The organism is Sporolactobacillus shoreae (genome assembly GCF_004684935.1).
Taxonomy (GTDB): Bacteria; Bacillota; Bacilli; order Bacillales; family Sporolactobacillaceae; genus Sporolactobacillus; species Sporolactobacillus shoreae.
On record NZ_SRJD01000048.1, the window covers coordinates 1 to 4345 of the forward strand.

A 4345-nucleotide genomic window follows, 5' to 3' on the forward strand; every position below is an offset into this window, starting at 1 on the left:
AGCCGTTCTTGATGACCGTCACGATCAAACCGTGCTAAGGGTATCCACGAGTGCGACAGGATAAAAATCTCGCCCGTCTCAAGTGGAAATTCGAGACAAGCTGACGTAAAGTCCTCTGTTTCAGATAGGTCATAGCCGCCAATACACTCACGCCCCTTTAGCGTTTCGATATCAAGCACTTTGTTGTTCTTATTGATCGTCGCGACATCGACAAAGGACATTTCATCAACGTCGGAAAAGATATTGAACTGCTTAGTGACCCAGTCGGCCCGCTCTTGCGGACTTTTCTTATCCTTTTTCCAGTCATTGACCAGGTTGACGAAGTCCATCAGGCAGATGTTTGGGTTCGCCTTGATCCAAAACTCCGGCTTGTCCATTTCTTCCAGGTCATCCAACTTGGCAAGATAATAAAACGTCCGGTCATCGACCTCGATACCGTTAACAACGCTCTTCCCGATCTCGTAAAAGTCCATCAATGGGCCGTCTAATACATAACCGGCTGTCGTAATGTAGATGATCAGCGGCTGTTTTCGGGCACCGCGGCTCTTTTTGATGACGTTAATCAGCTTAAAGTCCTTGAATTCGTGAATTTCATCGAAAATGCCCAGGTGCGTGTTCAGCCCGTCCAGTCGTTTACTATCGGATGCACGGGCTTCGATTTTCGAATACGCTTCGTCAAACCGGATCACCGATCGCTGAGGCTTATACTTTTTGGACAGATACGGCGATTTCTCCACCATGGCCTTGGCTTCATCGAATAACTCATGCGCCTGTTGCTCGGCGTTCGCCAGCACGTAGACCCGTGCGCCGTTTTCTTCGTCAAACCCGAGCATGTAGTTGGACACGCCCGAGATCAGCGTCGTTTTCCCGTTTTTACGAGAAACGAAGACCAATCCCTCGCGGAAACGTCGGACTCCGGTATCTTTATGCACCCAGCCGAACAGCGAACCGATCACAAAGTGTTGCCAGGGTTGCAAAACAAGCTGGTCAAAGTCGCCTTTACTCGGTTTGCATTTCTTTTCGATAAACCGAATGGGACGATGCGCCCTTTCCTCGTCAAAAACCCATGGAAATTCATCGGTCCCCTGCCGTTTCAGGTCGTTTATGTGCCGTTTGGCAGCCGATATATTCTCCTTTGACGCTGGAATGGAACCATCAATCAGCCGTTCAGCGTACCACGTTGTGAGTAGTTCCGGATACGGTTCCTTAAGAAACGCACCCCAGGATGCCTGTTCTTCCCGGTAAGCGTCCCACCATTGGGTCAATTCGGTGTAATTCATATCCAAAAGGGGCTTAGAATTCATCTTCATCATCGTTTCTGTCATCGCCATTCAGCTTTATAGCGAGTTTTGCACGTGCGGAAGGTGATAGACCAAGGTCGGCACCGAATGACCGCATTTGTGCAGCCGCGTCTTTCTTACGCATAATCAGTGGATTCGATTTTCCGTCCACCCAGAGCCCCATACTCTTGATCTCTTTGGTGTACTGGATATATTGGGCGTAAGCATCGCAAAACAGCGCCAGATGGTCAATGTCGGCTTCATTAATCAGCTCAACTTCAAGCAGCAGTTCGGCCAGCCGTTTGAACTCTTTCTTTGCAGCGGTTGGCAGCCATGCCGGCGGTTTGATATTCTCAGCCCGCATCTGCAGTTTCTTTTCATTTTCGGCACGTTTATTAAGCTGTTCCTTTGTGCGCCGGTTCGGGTTCCCCTGAACCAATTGCAATCTTGCTGATTTTGCTGGTGTCGGCATGGTCTGTCACCTCCTCAAAAAAATTTTATTTTGGTCTTTACAAATCCGCAGGGTCGATATACGATGTTATCGAAAAAGATGGTAACCAATCCCGAAAGGGAAGGATACCATCTTTTTTTGGCATTTAAAAAATATTGATCAGCGAATTTATTGTAAAGGATGGCCCGCACCGTTTATTTTCATCACTGAATCCTTCATTTCTCGACCAGGGGGGATATCCAATAATTTTTTAATATTTGAAATCGAATCAGCTGCGCTGGCACGTTGTCGCTCTATTTGTGTCAAACATGTGAACAAAATGTGATAAACGCAAACGAATCAAACAATGAATCTAACTTGTTTCATTGTTTGAATAGAACTTCATCACATCATGGTTCTGCTTCGGCTTTGGTTTGCCACCACTACGCTCTGGATGATCACGGTTGTGGCATTCATCGCAGGTTGCTTCGAGGTTATCTTGATCAAAGAACAACGCTAGATCATCTCGTGCAGGAACACGATGATGCACCGTGTTTGCAGGTGTGATCAGTCCACGACGTAAGCACTCTTGACAGAGATAAGCATCACGAATCAGGACAACATGTCTGCACTTTGCCCATCTTGTGGTATGGTATAACGCATCAATGTCATCACGTTGTCTAGGCATCGTCAGTGAATGCCTCTGATCCGCTGCATCATTCTAATCTGTTTGTCTCGATTCAATGCATATTCTTCAGTGCATTTGAGATTATATAATGCATAATACAAACGTTCGGATAAGAATATATTAATCAATATTAGAACAACGATAACCCATAGCATCAAGCATCACTCCCCGTCTTAATGATCACGTCTCATGATCCGATAGCAACGATACGTATTGATCAGAGATTGAATCACAGAAGCGCGTTTACGATTGGACTTATAGATCTTCCAGTATTGTTTCATGGTTCATCACCACCGATTGATCCGGACCGTTGGCAAGATCAACTCCGATATACCTCTTCGTTTTATCTAGTTCCTTCAGCGCTTGTGTTGCCTTCTTTGCTTCACGTTGCACGGCTTTCAATCCCTTCAGTGCATCGCTGCAATCGATATTCACTTTGACCGTTAGTTCACTGATTGGTTTGCCCAATACCTCAGCCTTCTTATAGGCAACTTCCTGGCATTTCAAGTATTCATCCATTGCCTCTTTCGGCATCTTATCTTTCTCAATACTTCCGCCTTGTGATCTAATCTTTATTGGTGGAACTGGCGGTTCCCATCCATCCGTAATCGGTTTGCTCTGATCTGCCATCTCTGCATAACCTCCTGAATACATAATAAAAAGCACTCCGCATTGAGTGCTTTAGAGAAAATACCCTCTCACTTATAGTTGGCAGATGGACGCGAAGTGGACGCGTTTTTAAATTTTTCTTTTGACGATTTAATACAATCTTGGACCCGTCGTCTTGATAGATTAAGTTCTGCCGCAATCTGCCTTTGACTCAGTCCATATCCTTCAGCCAAAATGAAAACTTGCCGTTCTCGAATGCTCAACGTCATCAGTGCATCTACGATGCGCTGTTTGTCCTCAGCATCTAGCGGTTCAGGATCTGGCAGCAGATCCAAGCACGGATACAGGTCCATATCCGGCTCAAAGGTCGTCATCTGGTATGATGATCGTGACCCCCAGTCTTTTCTGTTGCCCGGTTCCTTGCCTGATCGCATCCAGGATAAACTGTACGACAGATTCGATATTAAGCGATTCACGGCCTCACGTTCGACTTTGTCGGCCTGATTGACTTTGCCGTGATAATTTCGTAGTTCGGTCATGGTTGTTTCGTATTCGTCAATTAATTGGCCAACCCACGGACCGTTAAGCTTTTCAATCGTCATCCTGCTGCCTCCTTGCTTGCTCTGTAGATGTCCTGTACCCAATCAACGAGCATCACCATCTGATTGACAACCAGCTTATTATTTTCGTATCGCTCACTGATTTCAGCAGATGACTGCATGATCCACTTCCAAAACGGATCACTGTCCAAGCCAAGAGACGATGCTTTATTGTTGACTTCAAGTACCCAGTCGGCAACATCGCCGAAAAACTTTTTATAATCCATGGCTCACACCTCTTCAATCTTGATGTAGATGCCTGGCGTATCTGCCCAATACTTCTCAATCACTTCACTGGCTACGAGCGCGTCATCTTTCCAGTATCCTAACGCCGTCATGCAATCTTTCAGCAATTTCACCAAGTTATCAGTATCAGGTTTCGTCGTCTTGTATGCGCCGTTCTGATGCTTACCCGACTTCTCAAAGCACCACCAGCTAGTTAAGCGAATGGCTGCTTTATATTTTTCAGCTGGTACATGCTGTCCAAGGTAAGCCATCAGCTTCGACCGTGCAGCCTGCAAGTCATCGGGTTCATAAAAGACTGGCTTGCCTTTCAGCACTCGTACCTGTTTCTGCTGATGTGTTGTTGTCGGAACTTTCATCGGCATGAAAAATTCAGTTACCATATTTTGTCAATCCTTTTATTTTTAGTTTCGCCTTAGTGTCTGTGGTGTGCTCCGTATGTCGTCGTGCGTAAGCTGTCGCACGACTACGGCTCACACGGACACACACGCAGGGT

General features: G+C 46.1%; 7 protein-coding genes. All 7 read right to left on the reverse strand.

From position 1 onward, the window contains the following. Positions 1-1313: terminase large subunit (locus E4665_RS17855; RefSeq protein ID WP_422067270.1), on the reverse strand; the 1313-nt coding region annotated here is incomplete at its 3' end. Then, entirely contained in the window at positions 1294-1752 is a 459-nt protein-coding gene (locus E4665_RS17860; protein WP_135350157.1) for a phage terminase small subunit P27 family, read from the reverse strand. The genes E4665_RS17855 and E4665_RS17860, both read right to left, overlap by 20 nt. Before the next feature lie 331 nt (positions 1753-2083). Next, positions 2084-2398, reverse strand: coding sequence for an HNH endonuclease (locus tag E4665_RS17865; protein ID WP_135350158.1), 315 nt, complete (start codon positions 2396-2398; stop codon positions 2084-2086). Positions 2399-2653: 255 nt separating this feature from the next. Next, positions 2654-3028 (reverse strand): hypothetical protein, encoded by a 375-nt coding sequence (locus E4665_RS17870; RefSeq protein WP_135350159.1) that lies wholly within the window; start codon positions 3026-3028, stop codon positions 2654-2656. Positions 3029-3096: 68 nt separating this feature from the next. After that, positions 3097-3609: a sigma-70 family RNA polymerase sigma factor gene (locus E4665_RS17875; RefSeq protein WP_135350160.1), complete on the reverse strand. Its 513-nt coding sequence runs from the start codon at positions 3607-3609 to the stop codon at positions 3097-3099. Beyond that, entirely contained in the window at positions 3606-3833 is a 228-nt protein-coding gene (locus E4665_RS17880) for a hypothetical protein (protein ID WP_135350161.1), read from the reverse strand. The genes E4665_RS17875 and E4665_RS17880 overlap by 4 nt, the downstream gene beginning before the upstream one ends. A gap of 3 nt (positions 3834-3836) precedes the next feature. Next, on the reverse strand, positions 3837-4232 hold the full coding sequence (locus tag E4665_RS17885) for a RusA family crossover junction endodeoxyribonuclease (protein WP_135350162.1): 396 nt from the start codon (positions 4230-4232) through the stop codon (positions 3837-3839). Positions 4233-4345: the final 113 nt, after the last annotated feature.